This is a genomic window from Luteipulveratus mongoliensis, from assembly GCF_001190945.1.
GTDB classification, from domain to species: domain Bacteria; phylum Actinomycetota; class Actinomycetes; order Actinomycetales; family Dermatophilaceae; genus Luteipulveratus; species Luteipulveratus mongoliensis.
On sequence record NZ_CP011112.1, the window covers coordinates 3,391,904 to 3,409,725 of the forward strand.

Annotated in this window: 18 protein-coding genes; 8 read left to right on the plus strand and 10 right to left on the minus strand. The window is 69.3% G+C overall.

Going from position 1 to position 17,822, the window contains the following annotated elements:
* Window positions 1-16 precede the first annotated feature (16 nt).
* The 4 genes from hemQ to VV02_RS26695 are packed head-to-tail and all read right to left on the minus strand — an operon-like array spanning window position 17 to window position 3,193.
* The gene (gene hemQ / locus VV02_RS16135) at window positions 17-733 is read right to left on the minus strand and encodes a hydrogen peroxide-dependent heme synthase (RefSeq protein WP_052593096.1); all 717 of its coding nucleotides are present in this window, start codon (window positions 731-733) and stop codon (window positions 17-19) included.
* A 19-nt stretch (window positions 734-752) separates the two neighbouring features.
* Entirely contained in the window at window positions 753-2,138 is a 1,386-nt protein-coding gene (hemG, locus tag VV02_RS16140; RefSeq protein WP_052593098.1) for a protoporphyrinogen oxidase, read from the minus strand.
* A gap of 42 nt (window positions 2,139-2,180) precedes the next feature.
* Window positions 2,181-2,978 carry an ABC transporter permease gene (locus tag VV02_RS16145; RefSeq protein WP_169787703.1) on the minus strand — a complete coding sequence of 266 codons (798 nt, stop codon included), beginning with the start codon at window positions 2,976-2,978 and terminating at the stop codon, window positions 2,181-2,183.
* Window positions 2,876-3,193: a hypothetical protein gene (locus tag VV02_RS26695; RefSeq protein ID WP_169787704.1), complete on the minus strand. Its 318-nt coding sequence runs from the start codon at window positions 3,191-3,193 to the stop codon at window positions 2,876-2,878. The genes VV02_RS16145 and VV02_RS26695 overlap by 103 nt, the downstream gene beginning before the upstream one ends.
* A 64-nt stretch (window positions 3,194-3,257) precedes the next feature.
* Between VV02_RS26695 and VV02_RS16150 the strand changes: the two genes are divergently transcribed.
* Complete coding sequence (locus tag VV02_RS16150) at window positions 3,258-3,878, plus strand: TetR/AcrR family transcriptional regulator (RefSeq protein WP_052593102.1); 621 nt, start codon at window positions 3,258-3,260, stop codon at window positions 3,876-3,878.
* Here the strand turns inward: VV02_RS16150 and VV02_RS16155 are convergent.
* Both VV02_RS16155 and yczR read right to left on the minus strand, forming a co-directional pair.
* Complete coding sequence (locus VV02_RS16155) at window positions 3,866-4,474, minus strand: C39 family peptidase (RefSeq protein ID WP_083450220.1); 609 nt, start codon at window positions 4,472-4,474, stop codon at window positions 3,866-3,868. The two genes, VV02_RS16150 and VV02_RS16155, sit on opposite strands and share 13 nt — an antisense overlap.
* A gap of 128 nt (window positions 4,475-4,602) precedes the next feature.
* Entirely contained in the window at window positions 4,603-6,015 is a 1,413-nt protein-coding gene (gene yczR, locus VV02_RS16160) for a MocR-like transcription factor YczR (protein WP_083450221.1), read from the minus strand.
* Window positions 6,016-6,075: 60 nt separating this feature from the next.
* Here yczR and yczE point away from each other — a divergent pair, with 60 nt between their 5' ends.
* Window positions 6,076-6,855: a membrane protein YczE gene (yczE, locus tag VV02_RS16165; protein ID WP_245633105.1), complete on the plus strand. Its 780-nt coding sequence runs from the start codon at window positions 6,076-6,078 to the stop codon at window positions 6,853-6,855.
* On the opposite strand, the gene hemE is transcribed toward yczE, so the two are convergent.
* Both hemE and VV02_RS16175 read right to left on the minus strand, forming a co-directional pair.
* Window positions 6,748-7,788, minus strand: a complete 1,041-nt coding sequence (gene hemE, locus VV02_RS16170) for a uroporphyrinogen decarboxylase (protein ID WP_245633106.1) — start codon at window positions 7,786-7,788, stop codon at window positions 6,748-6,750. The genes yczE and hemE overlap by 108 nt on opposite strands.
* Window positions 7,789-7,822: 34 nt before the next feature.
* The gene (locus tag VV02_RS16175; protein WP_052593108.1) at window positions 7,823-8,671 is read right to left on the minus strand and encodes a DMT family transporter; all 849 of its coding nucleotides are present in this window, start codon (window positions 8,669-8,671) and stop codon (window positions 7,823-7,825) included.
* A 75-nt stretch (window positions 8,672-8,746) separates the two neighbouring features.
* Between VV02_RS16175 and VV02_RS16180 the strand changes: the two genes are divergently transcribed.
* The 6 genes from VV02_RS16180 (at window position 8,747) to VV02_RS16205 (ending at window position 16,535) form a co-directional block, all read left to right on the plus strand.
* The gene (locus VV02_RS16180; protein WP_052597111.1) at window positions 8,747-9,337 is read left to right on the plus strand and encodes a DUF3000 domain-containing protein; all 591 of its coding nucleotides are present in this window, start codon (window positions 8,747-8,749) and stop codon (window positions 9,335-9,337) included.
* On the plus strand, window positions 9,334-10,674 hold the full coding sequence (locus tag VV02_RS16185) for an HRDC domain-containing protein (protein WP_052593110.1): 1,341 nt from the start codon (window positions 9,334-9,336) through the stop codon (window positions 10,672-10,674). Before VV02_RS16180 ends, VV02_RS16185 begins: the two co-directional genes overlap by 4 nt.
* 52 nt (window positions 10,675-10,726) lie before the next feature.
* Complete coding sequence (locus tag VV02_RS16190) at window positions 10,727-11,956, plus strand: thiolase family protein (protein WP_052593112.1); 1,230 nt, start codon at window positions 10,727-10,729, stop codon at window positions 11,954-11,956.
* On the plus strand, window positions 11,956-14,058 hold the full coding sequence (locus VV02_RS16195; RefSeq protein ID WP_052593114.1) for a 3-hydroxyacyl-CoA dehydrogenase NAD-binding domain-containing protein: 2,103 nt from the start codon (window positions 11,956-11,958) through the stop codon (window positions 14,056-14,058). The genes VV02_RS16190 and VV02_RS16195 overlap by 1 nt, the downstream gene beginning before the upstream one ends.
* Before the next feature lie 139 nt (window positions 14,059-14,197).
* Complete coding sequence (locus tag VV02_RS16200) at window positions 14,198-15,727, plus strand: helix-turn-helix domain-containing protein (protein ID WP_052593116.1); 1,530 nt, start codon at window positions 14,198-14,200, stop codon at window positions 15,725-15,727.
* Between the two features lie 31 nt (window positions 15,728-15,758).
* Window positions 15,759-16,535, plus strand: coding sequence for a glycerophosphodiester phosphodiesterase family protein (locus VV02_RS16205; protein ID WP_052593118.1), 777 nt, complete (start codon window positions 15,759-15,761; stop codon window positions 16,533-16,535).
* Here VV02_RS16205 and VV02_RS16210 read toward each other — a convergent pair.
* Window positions 16,526-17,071, minus strand: a complete 546-nt coding sequence (locus VV02_RS16210) for a hypothetical protein (RefSeq protein WP_052593120.1) — start codon at window positions 17,069-17,071, stop codon at window positions 16,526-16,528. The two genes, VV02_RS16205 and VV02_RS16210, sit on opposite strands and share 10 nt — an antisense overlap.
* Window positions 17,072-17,073: 2 nt before the next feature.
* Window positions 17,074-17,817 carry a DUF2785 domain-containing protein gene (locus VV02_RS16215; RefSeq protein ID WP_052593122.1) on the minus strand — a complete coding sequence of 248 codons (744 nt, stop codon included), beginning with the start codon at window positions 17,815-17,817 and terminating at the stop codon, window positions 17,074-17,076.
* Between the last annotated feature and the right edge of the window lie 5 nt (window positions 17,818-17,822).

A 17,822-nucleotide genomic window follows, 5' to 3' on the forward strand; every position in this document is an offset into this window, starting at 1 on the left:
CAGCGGCGTCCCGCGCTCAGCGCAGGCGGGCGACCAGGTCAGGCAGCTCCACCCGCGGCCCGGTGAAGAACGGGATCTCCTCGCGCACGTGGCGCCGGGCCTCGGTGGCGCGTAGGTCACGCATCAGGTCCACGATCCGGTGCAGCTCGTCCGCCTCGAAGGCCAGGATCCACTCGTAGTCACCGAGTGCGAAGGATGCGACCGTGTTGGCGCGGACATCGGGGTAGTCCCGCGCCGCGACGCCGTGGTCCTTCAGCATCGTGCGCCGCTCCTCATCGGGCAGGAGGTACCAGTCGTAGGAGCGGACGAACGGGTAGACGCAGACGTAGCGCCGCGTCTCCTCCTCCGCGAGGAACGCCGGGATGTGCGAGCGGTTGAACTCGGCCGGCCGGTGCAGCGCGACGTTGGACCAGAACGGGTCGAGGTGCCGGCCCAGATCGGTCGCGAGGAAGGCGCGGTAGGCCGCCTGCAGCGCCTCGAGCGTCTCGGCGTGCCACCAGATCATCAGATCGGCATCGGCGCGCAGGCCGCCGACGTCGTACACACCGCGCACGACCACGCCCTGGTCGAGCAGTCCGTCGAGGAACGCCGTGGCCTGGGCGACGAGATCCGTACGCTCCGCCGGCAGCTCACGACTCGCACGGAAGACCGAGTACATCGTGTAGCGGATGCTGTCGTTGATCTCGTTGATCTTCTTGGCTCCCGGCCGGAGCGCCTTGGTGTCCTCGGTCATGCAGCCATTGTCCGTGGGGTCACGCGACGGCCCGCAGGCGGGTGAGCACCCGGCCGGCCGCTGCGCGTCCGGAGGCGATGCAGGCGGGGATCCCGACACCGCTGTACGCCGCGCCGGCCACCTCCAGCCCGCCCACCCGCTCGACCGAGGCCATCACCTGCGCCATCCGGTCGACGTGACCGACGGCGTACTGCGGCAGTCCTCCGCCCCAGCGCTGGACATGGGTGTCCACCGGCTGTGGCAGCGCACCGATCGCGGACCGAAGGTCGGCCCGACCAGCAGCGACGAGGTCCTCGTCGTCGCGCTGGAGTACGGCCTCCTCACCCTGACGTCCCATCGAGACCCGCAGGACGAACAGGCCCGGCGCGGCATCCGCAAGCCACGGCCACTTCGCGCTGCTGAACGTCGACGCCTTGATGGTCCGGCCGTCCACTGGTGGCACGAGGAAGCCCGAACCCGTTGGGACAGTAAGCAGCTCACTCCGCGCGAAGGCCATGGTCACGATGGCCATCGAGGCGTAGTCGAGGTCCGCGAGGAGTCGCCCTGCCTCCGGAGCAGTGGACGCGAGCAGCCGGGAGGTTGGGCGCGCGGGAGTCGCCAGCACGACGGCGTCCGCCTCGACCAGAACCGGATGGGGCACAGGGCCGGTGACGAGCTGCCAGCCGCCGGTCGGCGTACGGCGCATCTCCCGCACCGTGACGCCGGTCCGGATGCTCCCACCACGTCGGGTGATGGCATCCGCGAGCAGCACCGGCAGCTGACCGACACCGCCGTCGAGACCGGCGAACACGGGTGCACCGGCGCGGGTCCCCGCCCCCGCTGTCGCCGCAGTGGCCGTCGCGGCGAGGGACCGCCCGGCCCTGACGGCCTCGAACAGCGCCGGTACGCACGCCTCGGCTGAGAGCAGCCGCGCATGACCGGCGTACACGCCTCCGAGAAGAGGCTCGACGAGGCGGTCGACCACAGCCGGACCGAGCGCCTGCTCGACCAGGTCACCGACGGTCAGGTCGCCCTCGACCTGCACCGGCTGCTCGGCATCGGCTCGGGCGACCTCGACCGCGTCGAGGACGCCGAGCGCATCGGACGCATGGGCGGGTACTCCCATCAGCGTGCCCTTCGGCAGGTCCCGCAGCGTGCCGCGTGACCACACCTGCGCACCGACCGGGGCCGGGTGCACGGGTGCTGCCCCCAGCTCGGACAGCAGGTCGAGCGCTTCGGGCCGCCGAGCCAGCATGGACTCCGCTCCGACATCGATGCGCTGGCCGGCGATCTCAGCCGTCTGCAGCTTTCCGCCGACCTGCGCCGCCGACTCCAGGACGACGATGTCGTGGTCGCTGTGCGTGAGCAGGTGCCACGCCGCGGAGAGGCCGGTGACTCCCCCGCCGACGACGACTACGTGTGCCATGCCGCCAGGGTCTCACCGCGCGCAGACCCGAGTGGATTGGGGCTAGGCGACCACGAGATGGCGCTCTCCGTCGACGGATTCGACCTCGGGGGCCACGCGGCCACGTGCGTGCGCGGTCCAGCACATGGCGAGGCCGAGCAGGATCCAGGCCAGCAGCACGAGGAGCGGTCCACCAGAGCGCGCTCCGTCGAAGAAGGACGCCGAACGGACCAATGAGCCGAACGCCCCCGGAGGCAAGAGCTGCCCGATCGTCGACCAGCCGGTCGGCAGCATCTCCGGAGCCGAGCTCATCCCCGACAAGGGGTTGCCGAGCAGCATCATCGTGGCCGCGCCCAGGCCCATGCCCGGCGCGCCGAGCAGCGCGTGTAGCCCGGTCAGCGTGAGTCCGAGCGCCGCGACCCCGAGCGCGGCCACACCGCTCACGGTCCAGTAGCTCCCCTCGAGCGCTCCGAGCCAGACGTGGAGGACGAGGCCGATCACGAGGCCGGAGGCGCCGGCGAAGACCACCACGGCCACCGCTCGGCGCAGCGGCCTCGACGTCAGTCGGTCCAGCACGATCGTGGCCAGCACGCCGCCGAGGATCAGGGGCAGCACGCTGGTCGAGAGACCGGCGCCTCGCGGGTCGTCGGCGGGTGCAGGCACGACGTCGCGCACCGCTGTCGCGTCGGCAGGTGCCGACATCTGCTGACCCATCTGCGTGAGGATCTGCGCGACGGCAGGACTCGCAGCAGATGCCGTCAGCACCGACGGCGGACCACCCGGTCGTACGACGAGCGCGCCGTAGACCTCGCGGTCCCGGATGGCGCGCTCAGCGGCCGGCTGGTCGTCGTACCGCTGCACGTCGAACCCGCCCGGCTGCCGCGCCTCGAGCTGGTGGAGATCTGGCCTGCTGCGGCCGGCGTGCCGACCACGGCGAGCGGCACATCGCGCGGCTCGGACCGCACGCTCGGCCACGAGAACGCGACCAGCACGACCCCGACGAGGAGAGACAGACCGAGCGCAACGCCGATCAGGCGCGGCCACTCCTTGAAAAACGAACGCTCCTTCTGTTTCATGACACCAGGGTGCCTCTACGTGGCACGATCGTCAAGAACGTTCGTTCGGTTTTAAGGTGGAGACATGCCGAAGGTCACCGAGGAGTACCGCGCCGCCCGACGCCAGCAGATCCTGGAGGCAGCGTGGACCTGCTTTGCTCGCAACGGTTTTCACGCCACGAGCATGGCCGACGTGATCAAGGAGTCCGGCCTGTCCGCGGGTGCCGTCTATGGCTACTTCGTCAACAAGGAAGACCTGATCCAGCAGGCGGCAGAGGCCACCATCGGCCAGGCCGCCGGCCCCGTGGCCCGGGATCTGTCCGCTCTCGATCCACCCGACCTGGCGCGCGCGGTCATCATCACGCTCGAGCACGTCACCGAGATCCTGCTGATGCACGACATCGACAAGTCCGCGGTCGCGATCCAGGCGTTCGCAGAGGCCCTGCGGTCACCGCACCTGATGACAGTGATCCAGGGCGCGCACGGCCGGCTGCGCTCAGAGCTGACCGGCGTCGCGGTCCGCGCCAAGGCGGCCGGACTACTCGACGACGAAGCCGACCCCGAGCAGGTCGGTGCTGCGATGTTCGGGCTGGTCCCCGGAATGCTGCTGCAGCGCCTGACCCTCGGGGTCGACGTCGACGACTACTGCGCCGGCGTGGTCTCGCTGATCGGTGCAAGACGGCCGGCCACGACTCAGGCCGAGTAACCCTTCGGCGGGACCAGGCTCGCGACCTGCTCGAAGTCGAGCCAGTACTGCCCCTGGCTGAAGCCTGCGGAGTCGACGATGTAGACCTGCCGGTTGTCCGGGTTGTACCCGACCGCTGCGACGTAATGCATGATCAGGTAGTTCGGGTAGCCCGGTGGGTGGTTGTTTGCGGGAGCCCAGATATTGAGGACCAACCCGTAACCCCGATCGATGTCGAAGACGATGTCGTTCCACAGCAGGTCCTTCTGGCCCTGCGTGGGCGGGTCGTTGGGCATGTACTTGTTCTCGTACCAGCCGCCGACGTGGTTGTTGAGCGCCGTGGTCACCTGGCTGATGTCGTCGGTGCCGTTGGTGGTCGTCCCGATCTCCGCGATGAGCTGGTCCTGGCTCAGGAAGATGTTCCTGCAGGTCAGCACCACCCGCGCTGCGCACGGGCCGCAGTTGTAGTCGTAGTCCTGCCACTGGTGCTCGTGCGGCAGGATCTTCCAGTTGTCGGCGCGTGCCTGCGGCGCCAGCGTTCCCCCGAGGGCTGCGACACCGGCCGTGGCCGCCGCGCCCTTCAGCAGCGTTCGACGATCGAGAGACTCCAGACTCATGGTGCGCTCCTCGTGTTGGCTGTGCGGTTGCCCTCAGATTCGCGGCGTGCGCAGGTGCGCGGAAGGTCTTTAGTGAGTTCTTGACCAAACATTGGACGAGTTCGTGAATTCTTGACACCCGTGGGAGGTCATCGACCGCCGACCTGCTCCCACACCTGCGCGATGAGCGGTACGGCGCGCTCCAGCGCAGACGCATCCAGTGCGAACGGCGTCCGGATCCACTGCTCGAGGCCATGCCCCTCCACCGCAAAGGCCGATCCAGGAGCAAGCAGCACACCGCTCCGCTCGGCCCCCGCGGCCAAGGCCGAGGAGCGCGCCAGCGGTAGCCGCCACCAGAGCGAGAGGCCTCCCGACGGCGGCGTGACCTCCCAGCCGGGCAGCGCGGCACGTACGTCGTGGATCACCTGGTCTCGGCGTGCACGCAGCGCGAGCCGGGTCTCGTCATCGAGCGTCGGACGCTGTCTGAGCAGGTCGGCGACGACGAGCTGCTCAAGGACAGGAGCACCCAGATCGAGCGTCGCCCGAGCTCGCCCGATGGCGCCAACGAGATCGTGGGGAGCCCGGATCCAGCCGATCCGGAGCCCGCCCCAGTGCGACTTGCTCACGCCGCCAACGGTGACGGCCGTGGGCGCGTGCGCTGCCATCGGCCGCACGTCGGGCCGGTCCTCCAGCCAGATCTCGGTCACGGTCTCGTCCACGATCCCGACGACGCCCCGGCTCTTCCAGATGTGCGCCACGCGCGCCCGGACCGCGTCCGGCATCAGCGTCCCGGTCGGGTTGTGGAAGTCCGGCAGCAGCAGCATGGCCCGCGGGGAGAGGACACCGACTCGGTCCGCGATGGCCTCGACGTCGGTCGATCCGCTCACCGCCGGCACCGGCACCAGGCGCGCTCCGGTGTGCTGCAGGCTGGCCAGACCGCCGGGGTAGGTCGGGCTCTCCAGGACGACTCGGTCGCCTCGGCGCAGAACGGCCCGCTCGACAGCGGCGAGGGCCGCCAGTGACCCCGTGGTGATGATGATCTGGCCCGGGCTCGTGGGTACGCCTCGCGCGGCAAATCGGTCGGCCACCGCCTCACGCAGCTCTGGCACGCCGAGCGGGAAGTAGCCCATGCCGGAGGTGTAGGCGCCTAGCCGTGGCACGGCCGCCTCGTACGCCGCCGCCAGTCCCGGCCGGCCCGACGGTGCCGCACTCCTCAGGTCGATCACGTCCTCGCCGGGCTCGGTGACGTCGTCCAGCAGCATCGGCTCGGCGCCTCCCGGAACGGGCCCGCCCGGCACCTGCACGCGCGTCCCGGATCCGTGCTGCGCCGTGACATAGCCCCGGTCCCGCAGCTCGGCGTACGCGCGGGAGACCGTCGTACGACTGAGCCCCAGTGCGCCGACCAGGTCGCGTTCGCTGGGCAGCCGGGTCTCGTGCAGGAGCCGGCCATCGGTGATCAGCAGGCGGATGGCATCGGTGAGCCAGGCGTACGAGGCCGTCCCGGGTGTCGCCGTGCCGAGCATGCTGACTAGGCGAGGTGCACTGACGCGAGGACTGACCATGAGTCCACTCTCTCTGAAGTGGCCCTTCCAAACAAGGCCACTTCACGTCAGGCTGGGGACATGCCTCTCCGCCCCACCTCTCTTCACTCGCGCCGTGACGCGGGTCTGCAGCGCCTCACTCCTCGTGAGCAGCTCTCCGCCGGCCGCCTCCCCCGCCGCCTCACCCAGCTCATGGTCGGGCTGACGCTCTACGGGCTGGCGATGGCGATGATGGTGCGCGCCACGCTCGGACTCGATCCGTGGGACGTGCTGCACATCGGCCTCGTCGAGCACACCGGTCTGTCGATGGGCACCATCGTCATCATCACCGGCTTCGCCGTCCTGCTGCTCTGGATCCCCCTGCGGCAGTGGCCTGGCCTCGGCACCGTCGCCAACGCGATCTGGATCGGCATCGCCACCGATGTTGGACTGAGCGTGCTCACCGAGCCGGATGCCCTGTGGGCGCGGGTGCTGCTCATGACGTCGGCCATCGTCGTCAACAGCATCGGCGGTGCGCTCTACATCGGGAGCCAGCTCGGCCCCGGGCCGCGGGACGGCCTGATGACCGGCCTGCACACGCGAACAGGCTTGAGTATCAGGCTTGTTCGCACGTGTCTCGAGCTGACGGTGCTGGCGGTGGGTTGGCTGATGGGTGGCGTCGTCGGCGTCGGGACCGTGCTGTACGCCGTCGCGATCGGACCGCTCGTGCAGCTGTTCCTGCCGTGGTGCGTCGTCCGGCTGGACGTGCCGGAGTCAGCGGGCGGTGCGCTCGTGGACCCGCTCGACGACGCGGGTGAGCACGCCGGGGTCGGTGCTCGGGAGCACGCCGTGACCGAGGTTGAAGATATGGCCGGGTGCTGAGCGCCCGGACTCCAGCACACCGTCGATAGCGCGCTCCAGCGGCTCCCACGGTGCGAACAGCAGGGCCGGGTCGAGGTTGCCCTGCAGGGCGTACGCGCCGCCCGTGCGACGAGCGGCCTCGGCCAACGGGATGCGGAAGTCGACGCCGACCACCTCGCACCCGGCCGCACCCATGGCGGCGAGCAGCTCGCCGGTGCCCACACCGAAGTGGATCCGCGGGACGTCGAGGTCGGCCACTGCGGCGAGCGCGGCTGCGGAGTGCGGCTGGACGTACGCCTCGTAGTCGGCGAGCGAGAGCGCGCCGGCCCAGGAGTCGAAGAGCTGGACGACGCTGGCACCGGCCTCTGCCTGCACCCGAAGGAATGCGCCGGAGATCTGCGCGAGCCGAGCGCACAGGTCGTGCCACAGCTGCGGGTCGCCGTACATCAGCGCCTTGGTGTGCTCGTGGTTGCGGGACGGCCCACCCTCGACGAGGTAGGACGCGAGCGTGAACGGCGCGCCCGCGAAGCCGATGAGTGGGGTGCCGTCCAGCTCGCGCACCAGCATCGAGACAGCCTCGGTGATGTACGGGACGTGCGATGCGTCGAGCTCGGGTATGCGCTCCAGGTCCTGCCGGGTGCGGACGGGCTCGGCGATGACCGGCCCCACGCCCGGCACAAGGTCGAGGTCGATCCCGACCGCCTTGAGCGGAACGACGATGTCGCTGTAGAAGACTGCGGCGTCCACGCCGTGCCGACGCACTGGCTGCAGCGTGATCTCGGTGACCAGCTCAGGCGTACGGCAGGCCTGCAGCATCGGGATACCGTCACGCACCTTGTGGTACTCCGGCAGCGACCGACCGGCCTGCCGCATGAACCAGACCGGGGTGTGCGACACCTCGAGCCCACGAGCTGCTCGGACCAGGACGCTGTCGCGGGGATCGGTGTCAGTCACGCGGTCGATCGTAGGTCGCTCCCCCGGCTACACATCACGAGGCTGTGAGGACCACGCCGACAACGGCGAGGCCGACGCCGAGCGCCTGCACACCACGCATCCGTTCGTGCAGCAGGTAGCGCGCCCACAGCACGGTCGCGACGGGATACAACGAGCCGAGCACGGAGGCGACACTGACGTAGCCGTGAGTGGTGGCGTACCCGAAGAGGGCGTTCGCGGAGAGGTCGCCGGTGCCGAGCAGCAGGAGGGCCGGCAGGTCGCGACGGCTTGCCCTGCCCTCGGGCAGTCTGCGCCGGCGCGCCAGGACGAGCATGACCCCGCCGAGCATGGTCACACTGCCGATGCGCATCGCCCACAGGGCGGGGACGACGTCGTACGCCGAGGCTCGGTCGAGCAGGTAGAGCGCCAGTCCGAAGCCGGTCGCCGCCACGACCGCGAGCGCGAGCGGTCGTCGCGCGGCACCGCCCGCGAGCTCGGGACCTGAGGCGAGCGCAGCTCCGACGATGGCCACGCCCATGCCGATGATCGTCCAGGGGCCGAGCTCGTCGCCGCTCAGGATCCCGAGAACGACCGGCAGGACCGCGCCGAGAGCCGCGATCGGGGAGACGACACCCATCGTCCCGCTGGACAGCGCGGCATAGAACGCCGTGAGCCCGATCGCGCCGATCACACCAGAGGCCAGGCCCGGGAGCAGCCAGCCCGTGCCCGACGGGACTCCGGACGTCAGCAGCACCACAGCCATCGCCGCCGAGATCACGATCAGGCCACCCAGCTGGGAGAGCGTGACGACGCGTACGGCCGCGATCCGACGGGACAGGACACCGCCGACGAAGTCCGATGTCCCCCAGACGGCGCTGGAAGCCAGGGCCAGCAGGGCGATCACGCGTGAACGGTATCCGTCGAAGCCCAGCGGCGTGGCATGCCGCCGTCGTCGGTGGCGCGACTTACGCTGTCTCAGGTGAGCACTCGCAGCATCTCCGGCGACCCCTCCGCCGAGTTCGACGCGGCCGCCCGCGCACTGTCGGCAGTGCGCCTGCGGCCGGAGGTGCGTCTGACGGAGGTTCCGGCGCCGAGCCGCATCGCCCCGTACTCCCTCGCGCTGACGGCCGAGGTCCTGCCGACTCACAACGCGGAGGACGAGGACGAGCTCGCGTCCGGACGCTTCGTGCTGCTGCACGACCCCGACGGCCCGGAGCCCTGGGAGGGCACCTGGCGCATCGTCACCTTCGTCCGAGCCGAGCTCGAGCCCGAGACGGCCACCGACCCGATGCTCGGTGCAGTCGGCTGGAGCTGGCTGACCGACTCACTCGCAGCCGTCGGCGCCACCTACGTCGCCGATGCGGGCACGGTCACCCGTGTCGTCTCGGAGAGCTTCGCCGGCCTAGAGGAGCGTGCGCCCTCGGTCGAGATGGAGGTTCGCGCCTCATGGACGCCGACCGACAACGACCTGTCCATCCACCTCGAGGCCTGGGGTGCACTGCTGTGCACGGTCGCCGGGCTGCCGCCCCTGCCTGATGGCGTCGTGGCCCTTCCGGGTCAGCGACGATGACTGAACCTCACACGACCGCACCCGAGGGTCCCGCCGCGGAGGCGCCCCCTGCCGAGGCAGCCGAGGTAGCCGAGGCCGAGAAGCCGACCTACCCGGTGCTGCTTGAGCCTGCCGAGGGCATCCCCGACATCGTCCAGGACGAGCGGCGGCTGATGGCCGCGGCCGAGGCCATCCGCGGCGGCGAAGGTCCAGTGGCGCTGGATGCCGAGCGTGCCTCGGGCTACCGCTACGGCGGTCGCGCCTACCTCGTCCAGCTGCGCCGGCAAGGCTCCGGCAGCTGGTTGATCGATCCGATCGCCTGCCCTGACCTGTCACCCCTCGAAGAGGCCATCGGCGATGAGGAGTGGGTGCTGCACGCCGCGACCCAGGACCTGCCGTGCCTGGCGGAGATCGGACTGCACCCGAGCGTGCTGTTCGACACCGAGCTCGGCTCCCGGATCGCCGGACTGCCGCGGGTGGGGCTGGCCGCGGTCATCGAGCACTACCTCGGCATCAGTCTCGCCAAGGAGCACTCGGCGGTCGACTGGTCGACCCGGCCGCTCCCGGAGCCGTGGCTGCGCTACGCCGCCCTGGACGTCGAGGTCCTCGTCGAGGTGCGCAACCGGCTGCGCGAGGACCTGGACTCACAGGGCAAGCTCGCCTGGGCCATGGAGGAGTTCTCCGCACTCACCTCGTTCACCGGCCCGCCCGTACGCACCGACCCGTGGCGACGTACATCAGGGATGCACAAGGTCCGCGACCGGCGGGCTGTCGCCCGCGTGCGCGAGCTCTGGGAGACCCGCGACGCCATTGCTCGCGAGCGCGACATCTCCCCCGGCCGTGTCCTGCCGGACGCCGTCCTGGTCGAGATCGCGGTCCGCGCGCCGGGGACGGCCGCGGCGCTGACCGCAGCGACCGCCTCGGACGCGAAGTCGGCCACCAGCCGGCGCGGCAAGGCCCGCCCGCCGCACCGGTCGGTGGCCCGCTACCAGCGGGAGTGGCTCGATGCCGTACGCCGCGCCAACGCGATCCCTGACCGCGAGCTCCCGCCCTCGACCGTTCGCACTGACGCGCCCCCACCGCAGCGCGCGTGGGCCGACCGCGACCCGGTGGCCGCCGAGCGGCTCCAGCAGGTGCGGGACGGTTTGGGTGCCTTCGGCGAGGAGCACCAGGTCCCCGTCGAGAACCTCCTGACGCCCGACTTCCTGCGCCGCGTGCTGTGGCATCCGCCGGACCCGGCCGACCAGCCGGCAGTGGCTGCCGCGCTGAGCACCCTGGGCGCGCGACCGTGGCAGGTCGAGCTGGCCGCTCCGCTCATCGCCGATGCCATCGCCGAACACCCAGATACTGACGAGTAACAACGTCCCGTAGAGTGCGAGCCATCAACTCGTCACACCTACGGGAGGCATCGTGCCCCGCACGCTTTCTGAGGTCGTCTTCGTCGACGGCGTTCGTACGCCGTTCGGCAAGGCCGGTGAGAAGGGCATGTACGCCCAGACCCGCGCCGACGACCTGGTCATCAAGTGCATCCGCGAGATCCTGCGCCGCCAGCCTGGGCTGCCGCCGGAGAAGGTCGAGGAGGTCGCGATCGCCGCGACCACCCAGATCGGCGACCAGGGCCTGACCCTGGGTCGCGTGGCGGGCCTGCTGGCCGGCCTGCCCAAGACCACTCCGGGTTACTCCATCGACCGCATGTGCGCCGGCGCCATGACGGCCGTCACCAACACAGCGTCCTCGATCGCGTTCGGCGCGTACGACATCGGCATCGCCGGCGGCGTCGAGCACATGGGCCGCCACCCGATGGGTGAGGGCGTCGACCCCAACCCGCGGATCATCGCCGAGAAGCTCGTCGACCCCTCCGCCCTGGTCATGGGCCAGACCGCCGAGAACCTGCACGACCGCTTCCCCGAGCTCACCAAGGAGCGCTGCGACGCGTTTGCGGTGGGCAGCCAGGACAAGCTGGCGAAGGCGTACGCCGACGGCAAGATCCAGCCGGACCTGGTGACGGTCGCGACCCGCCACGCCGAGAAGGGCTTCGGTCTGGCGACGCAGGACGAGCCGCCGCGTCCGGGTACCACCGTCGAGGACCTCGCCCAGCTCAAGACGTCCTTCCGCCCGCACGGCAACGTGACCGCGGGCAACGCGGCCGGCCTCAACGACGGCGCGACCGCGTGTCTCCTGGCTTCGGAGCAGGCGGCCGAGGAGCTCGGTCTGCCCGTCGGGATGCGTCTGGTCAACTACGCGTTCGTCGGTGTCGAGCCCGAGGTCATGGGCATCGGCCCGGTCCCCGCGACCGAGAAGGCGCTGACCAAGGCCGGCCTCACGATCGAGGACATCGGCCTGTTCGAGCTCAACGAGGCCTTCGCCGTGCAGGTGCTGGCGTTCCTGGACCACTTCGGCATCAAGGACGACGACGAGCGGGTCAACCCGTGGGGCGGCGCGATCGCGACGGGTCACCCGCTGGCCTCCTCGGGCGTACGCCTGATGACCCAGCTCTCCCGCCACTTCGCCGAGCATCCCGAGGTCCGCTACGGCCTGACCGCGATGTGCATCGGTATCGGCATGGGCGGCGCGGTGATCTGGGAGAACCCGCATCATGCCGACTACGCCGGCTACACGAACGAGAAGGGTGCCGCCTGATGACGACGCTTCCCACCACGGATGAAGTGGTCACGCACGCACTCGCTCAGGACATCCAGTTGCCGGGCGGTCAGGGCACCTTCGCGCTGATCACGCTCGACAACGGCTTCGACCACACCAAGCCCAACACCTTCGGTCCACAAGGTCTGGCTGAGCTGTCCTCGGTGCTCGACACCCTGGCGCAGCGTGCCGAGGCCAAGGAGATCGTCGGCGTCGGCATCACCGGCAAGCCGTTCATCTTCGCGGTGGGCGCCGACCTGACCGGTGTGCCGTCGATCAGCACCCGCGACCAGGCGCTCGAGATCGCCCGGCTGGGCCACGAGACCTTCCAGAAGATCTCCGACCTGTCCGTGCCGACCTTCGGCTTCATCAACGGTGCGTCCATGGGTGGCGGTGTCGAGATCGCGCTGTACGCCGACTACCGCACCATCGCCAGCGATGTGCCGGCGTACGCCACGCCTGAGTGCTTCCTCGGGCTCGTCCCGGGCTGGGGCGGTACCTACCTGCTCCCCCACCTCATCGGTGTCGACAGCGCTCTCACGCTGATCGTCGCCAACCCGTTGGCCAACAACAAGATGATCAACGGCAAGCAGGCGTACGAGCTCGGCGTCGCGGACCGGCTGCTCGAGCCGGTGACGTTCCTCGAGGACTCGATCGCGTTTGCTGCCAAGGTGATTGGGGGCGAGGAGAAGGTCGAGCGCAAGCCGGTCGACACCTCGGCCGAAGCCTGGGATACCACCGTCGAGGCCGCTCGCGGCCAGGTCGACGCCAAGGTCGGCGGTGCGGCGCCCGCGCCCTACCGCGCTCTCGACCTGGTCAAGGCAGCCCGTACGTCCGAGCGCGCCGCGGCCTTCGAGGCCGAGAACGACGCGCTCGCCGACCTGCTGATGACGGACGAGCTGCGGGCGGGCCTCTATGCCTTCGACCTGGTGCAGAAGCGGGCCAAGCGTCCCGCGGGTGCACCCGACAAGGCACTCGCGCGCAAGGTCACCAAGGTGGGCATCGTCGGTGCGGGTCTGATGGCCAGCCAGATGGCGCTGCTGTTCGCGCGTCGGCTCGAGGTGCCTGTTGTCCTCACGGACCTTGATCAGGAGCGCGTCGACAAGGGCGTGAAGTACGTCCACGACGAGGTCGACAAGCTGCTGCTCAAGGGCCGCGTCAGTCAGGACAAGTCCAACCGGCTCAAGAGCCTGGTGAGCGGCTCGGTGACCAAGGACGCGTTCGCGGACGCCGACTTCGTGATCGAGGCGGTCTTCGAGGAGATGGGCGTCAAGAAGAAGGTCTTCGCGGAGGTCGAGGAGCACGTCTCGCCCGAGTGCATCCTCGCGACCAACACGTCGTCGCTGTCGATCACTGAGATGGCCGAGGAGCTGAAGCACCCCGAGCGGGTGGTGGGCTTCCACTTCTTCAACCCCGTCGCGATCATGCCGCTGCTGGAGATCATCCGCGGCGACAAGACCGACGACGCCACTCTCGCAACGGCTTTCGCCACCGGCAAGGGTCTGAAGAAGACCAGCATCCTGGTCAAGAACAGCCCGTCCTTCGTGGTCAACCGTCTCCTCGGCCGCTTCATGGGCGAGGCCGGTCGGATCGCTGACGAGGGCACGCCGTTCGAGACGGTCGAGAAGGCGTTCGCCGGCGTCACCCCGATGCCGCCGTTCATGCTCATCTCGCTCGTCGGTCCGGCGATCGCGCTGCACAACAGCGAGACGTTGCACGGCGCATTCCCCGAGCGGTTCTATGTCTCTCCCAACCTGGCCAAGGTGGTCGAGGCGAAGATCCCGAGCTTCTACGGCGCGGACGGCAAGGTCGATCAGCAGGTCGTCGACCTGTTCGAGACGCCCGCGGAGCCGAAGGAGCTCACGGCCGAGCAGGTGCGTGAGCGTGCGCTGGAGGCGCTCGCTGACGAGACGCGTCGGATGCTCGACGAGGGCGTCGTCCAGGCTCCGATGGACATCGACCTGGCGATGATCACCGGCGCCGGCTTCCCGTTCTGGAACGGCGGCGTCACCCCGTTGCTGGACCGCACCGGCATCTCCGAGAAGGCCACCGGCAAGCGCTTCCTGCCAGCCGGAGCCGCCTCCGTCCCCACCCCCGCCTGACGACTGCGTGACGATCGGGGGGTCGTTTCGTGCCCTGTAGGGCACGTCACGACCCCCGATCGTCACGTCTCATCCGGCCCTGCGACACGCTTCTGTCAAGCGATTCGCAATATCTCATATGTGATCTACACTCGTTTTCATGACCGATGACTACCTGGTCCGAGTCGGCACGCTGATCCGTGACGCACGCCGCCACCGCAAGCTCACGCAGACCGAGCTGGCCGAGGCCCTGCAGACGAGTCAGAGTGCTGTGGCCCGCATCGAGCAGGGCAAGCAGAACCTCAGTCTGGAGACGCTGGCCCGTATCAGCGAGGCCCTGGACTCCGAGATCGTGGCCGTCGCATCCTCGACTCCCCTCAATCTGCGCATCGAGGGCGGCCGCAAGCTGTCCGGCGAGATCGACGTCCGCACGAGCAAGAACGCCGCCGTCGCCTGCCTGTGCGCGTCCCTGCTCAACAAGGGCAAGACCACGCTGCGCAACCTGGCCCGCATCGAAGAGGTCAACCGGATCACCGAGGTGCTCAACTCCATCGGGGTCAAGACGCGCTGGCTGCCCGACAGCAGTGACCTGGAGATCACTCCCCCGGAGCGGATCGACCTGGACGCGATGGACGAGACCGCCGCCCGTCGTACCCGCACGATCCTGATGTTCCTCGGCCCGCTGCTGCACGAGTTCGACGAGTTCAAGCTGCCCAACGCCGGTGGTTGCGACCTCGGCTCGCGCACGGTGGAACCGCACCTGCACGCTTTGCAGGCCTTCGGTCTCGGCGTGGTCGCCTCGCACGGCTACTACGAGGCGAACGTCGACTCCTCGGTCCGCCCGCGCAAGCCGATCATCCTCACCGAGCGTGGTGACACGGTCACCGAGAACGCGCTGTTCGCGGCCGCTCGCTACGAGGGCGAGACGATCATCCGCAACGCCAGCCCCAACTACATGGTCCAGGACCTCTGCTTCATGCTGCAGAAGTTCGGTGTCGAGATCGAGGGCATCGGCTCCACGACGCTGACCGTGCGCGGCGTCAAGGACATCAACATGGACGTGGAGTACTTCCCGTCCGAGGACCCGATCGAGGCCATGACACTCGTCGCTGCCGCGGTCGTGACCGAGTCCGAGATCACCATCAAGCGGATCCCGATCGAGTTCATGGAGATCGAGCTCACGCTGCTGGAGAGCATGGGCATGAAGTACGAGATGAGCGAGGAGTACGTCTCGGCCAACGGCCAGACACGTCTCGTCGACCTCCGTACGATCCCGGGTCCGCTGATCGCGCCCAAGGACAAGATCCACCCGATGCCCTTCCCGGGTCTCAACATCGACAACCTGCCGTTCTTCGCCGTCATCGCGGCGGTGGCCGAGGGCAGCACGACCCTGCACGACTGGGTCTATGAGAACCGTGCGATCTACCTGACCGAGCTCACCTCGCTCGGCGCGAAGGTCCAGCTGATGGACCCGCACCGGGTGCTCATCGAGGGCCCGACCCGTTGGCGTGCGGCCGAGGTCATGAGCCCGCCGGCTCTGCGTCCCGCCGTCGTCGTGCTGCTGACCATGCTCGCCGCTCCTGGCGTCTCGGTGCTGCGCAACATCTACGTGATCGACCGCGGCTACGAAGAGCTCGACTCGCGGCTCAACAAGCTGGGTGCCAACATCCAGACGTTCCGCGACATCTGAGCCAAACCGGTTCTGTCGCAACGGTTCTCGCATGGCGCGTACGGCGTACCTCGAGCACGACGGCGTCGTCGCGATGGCGCACCGTGGGTTCTCCCGAGATGGTCTGGAGAACTCCATGGTCGCCTTCGCGGCTGCCGTCGAGCTCGGGTACGCCTACGTCGAGACCGATGTGCACGCCACCGCCGACCGCGTGCTGCTGGCCTTCCACGACGACACCCTCGACCGGGTGACCGACGGCCATGGCGCCATCCACACGCTGCCCTATCACCGGGTCCAGCAGGCCAGGATCGACGGTCGCGAGCCGATCCCGACGCTCGATGAGCTGCTCGACGCCTGGCCCGACCTCAAGGTCAACATCGATATCAAGGCCGAGCCCGCGGTCATCCCGCTGGTCGAGGCCATCGAGCGGCATCGCGCGCACGACCGGGTCTGCATCACGTCGTTCTCCGACCGACGGCGTCGTACGGCGATCAAGCGGCTCTCCCGCCCCGTCGCCACCTCGGCCGGCCAGTCCCAGACGGCGGCGTTCGTGCTCGCCCAGGCGTCACGCCTGCCGGGCGCTTCATCGGCGGCGCTGCGCGGTGTCGACTGCCTCCAGGTGCCGGAGCGGCACGCGGGCATCCCCGTCGTCACCGCACGATCAGTCCGCGCAGCCCATGCTGCCGGCACGCAGGTCCACGTCTGGACCGTGGACGAGCCGTCTGACATGACCCGCCTGCTCGACCTCGGCGTCGACGGCCTCATCACCGACCGGTCTGATGTGTTGAAAGACGTTCTGCAGCAACGAGGTTCGTGGCATCAGTCCTGAGTGCGGGCGAGGTGCAGGATCCTTAGATACGCCGATCGCTCGAGCAGCGAGTCGCACTCGACGTCGTACCCGCGTCGGTCCAGCTCACGGACCGCCATGATCAGCTGACGCCGAGTACGAAGGCCGAGAGATGTACTCGCGCCCTCGACCCCTGCGAGCGAGACCAGCGGCATGATCCGCACCTCTCGATCTCGTCGGCGATCACGAACGACCAGCCAGCGCTCGGGCTCCCCGCCCTCGCCGCCTGGAGTGTCGTTGCCTGCGACGAACGCCGCACTGCCGACCTCGGTCCAGGGCAGGTGCGTCGTGCCTCGAACTGCTCTCCTGGTGACGCCTTGAGCGTCCAGGGTCGTCACGATGCGACGCGTGAGCAGGCCGGTCGTCAGCACGACAAGGATCAGGTAGACCGCGGCCGAGCTGAGCAGGCTGTGGCTGAGTGCCCCTGTGACCACGGCCGGCAGCAGCCCCACCAGCAGCGCCGCGAGAAAAGCACCCGAGACGTCGTACGGCGTCGCGCCTATCCGAACGTGTTCCACGACTAGCGAGTACGCCAGAACCACGGCTGAGTCGGCTGGATGGTCGCAGCGACGCGAGCGCGCACCCGGTCCCCATGCCTGATCGTGACGGGCTCACCGTCGTGCAGGATCTCGTGGCCGAGCGCGACGTGCAGCGCATGCAGCATGTGCAACGTGTTGGTGCTCCACGGTGGCGGCGGGCCAGGCTTGAGCGCCTCGAGCTCGGATTCCACCCGCTCCAGCCAGCCGACGGCGACGTGTGGAGCCAGCCGGGGATCGCTGAGCGCATGGGCCGCCGCATGCGCGACCCGGATCTCCTCCTGGTCCTGCCACACCAGCGGCGTGGCCGTGACGCAACGCTCGACCAGGACATCGAGGACCTCGTCACCCGGCACTCGGCCGGCCACCGCAGCCTCACCGAAGAAGTCTGAGCCATGGGCGACCGCGTGCAGCCAGCCCAGCTCGTCGTCGTACCCGCGCAGGTCGGTCTCCGCGACATACCAGTCACGGGTCTCGGCGAACCAAGCGTCGTCCCAGTCGCCGACGTCAACCAGCACCGCAAGGATCAGCGGGCCAAACGTCCGCGCCTGAATCTCCCTGTGCTGCAGGAGTTCTCGCGCGACGCGCGCAGCCTCAGATCGCTGCGCAGTGGTGAGCTCTCGCGCCATGATCGCCCGAGCGAGCTGGCTGTATGCCTTCTCGTCCCGGGTCACGGGGTCGGGAGAGGCCAGATCTCGTAGCAGCCCGTTCAGGGTGACGTCGTCCATGGCTC

What these genes read in the sequence shown, in the direction of transcription:
- hemQ (WP_052593096.1), bottom strand. Translation starts at nt 733, where the DNA reads ATGACCGAGGACACCAAGGCGCTCCGGCCGGGAGCCAAGAAGATCAAC.
- hemG (WP_052593098.1), bottom strand. Translation starts at nt 2,138, where the DNA reads ATGGCACACGTAGTCGTCGTCGGCGGGGGAGTCACCGGCCTCTCCGCG.
- VV02_RS26695 (WP_169787704.1), bottom strand. Translation starts at nt 3,193, where the DNA reads ATGAAACAGAAGGAGCGTTCGTTTTTCAAGGAGTGGCCGCGCCTGATC.
- VV02_RS16150 (WP_052593102.1), top strand. Translation starts at nt 3,258, where the DNA reads ATGCCGAAGGTCACCGAGGAGTACCGCGCCGCCCGACGCCAGCAGATC.
- VV02_RS16155 (WP_083450220.1), bottom strand. Translation starts at nt 4,474, where the DNA reads ATGAGTCTGGAGTCTCTCGATCGTCGAACGCTGCTGAAGGGCGCGGCG.
- yczR (WP_083450221.1), bottom strand. Translation starts at nt 6,015, where the DNA reads ATGGTCAGTCCTCGCGTCAGTGCACCTCGCCTAGTCAGCATGCTCGGC.
- yczE (WP_245633105.1), top strand. Translation starts at nt 6,076, where the DNA reads ATGCCTCTCCGCCCCACCTCTCTTCACTCGCGCCGTGACGCGGGTCTG.
- VV02_RS16185 (WP_052593110.1), top strand. Translation starts at nt 9,334, where the DNA reads ATGACTGAACCTCACACGACCGCACCCGAGGGTCCCGCCGCGGAGGCG.
- VV02_RS16195 (WP_052593114.1), top strand. Translation starts at nt 11,956, where the DNA reads ATGACGACGCTTCCCACCACGGATGAAGTGGTCACGCACGCACTCGCT.
- VV02_RS16200 (WP_052593116.1), top strand. Translation starts at nt 14,198, where the DNA reads ATGACCGATGACTACCTGGTCCGAGTCGGCACGCTGATCCGTGACGCA.
- VV02_RS16205 (WP_052593118.1), top strand. Translation starts at nt 15,759, where the DNA reads ATGGCGCGTACGGCGTACCTCGAGCACGACGGCGTCGTCGCGATGGCG.
- VV02_RS16215 (WP_052593122.1), bottom strand. Translation starts at nt 17,817, where the DNA reads ATGGACGACGTCACCCTGAACGGGCTGCTACGAGATCTGGCCTCTCCC.